The 405-nt window shown below is 64.9% G+C and carries 2 protein-coding genes; both read right to left on the reverse strand.

The window, feature by feature from the left end; genetic code table 11:
- Positions 1–39 precede the first annotated feature (39 nt).
- On the reverse strand, positions 40–246 hold the full coding sequence (locus tag LPA54_RS40725) for a DUF397 domain-containing protein (protein WP_093767082.1): 207 nt from the start codon (positions 244–246) through the stop codon (positions 40–42).
- An 11-nt stretch (positions 247–257) separates the two neighbouring features.
- On the reverse strand, positions 258–405 hold a 148-nt coding region (locus LPA54_RS40730), incomplete at its 5' end, for a Scr1 family TA system antitoxin-like transcriptional regulator (protein ID WP_228985457.1).

Below are 405 nucleotides of genomic sequence, written 5' to 3' on the forward strand. Positions count from 1 at the left end.
CGGAAAGGGAGGGGAGGAGTTCGCCCGCGACCTCGAACGTCACTTCGCTGTTGTGATCGACGTCGTCGAAGAGCGTTGACCGATGTGCGTGAGGAAGGCGGCCCACGCGGTGGGGGAGAGGCCGAGCCGCGGGCCGGACGTCGTCTTCGAGTCGCGTATGAGGACGGCGGCGGCCGTGGGGGCTATCTCTACGCAGTTCGAACTGTCGCCGCTGTGGGACGACTTGCGCCAACGGATGGTCTGCACGGTGTTCCTTCTCAGGCTTTCCGGATGAGGTTGTGGATGAGATTGCGGGACTCGGTGGGATCGAGTGCGCAGGACGTCATGTGGTCCAGGACGGCTCGGTACTTGGCCAACTGTGCCTCCGCGTCCAGGAAACCGCAGCCCCCGTGGTGCGTGTCCAGT

Origin of the sequence: Streptomyces sp. DH12 (assembly GCF_020873895.1) — a bacterium.
Classification (GTDB): domain Bacteria; phylum Actinomycetota; class Actinomycetes; order Streptomycetales; family Streptomycetaceae; genus Streptomyces.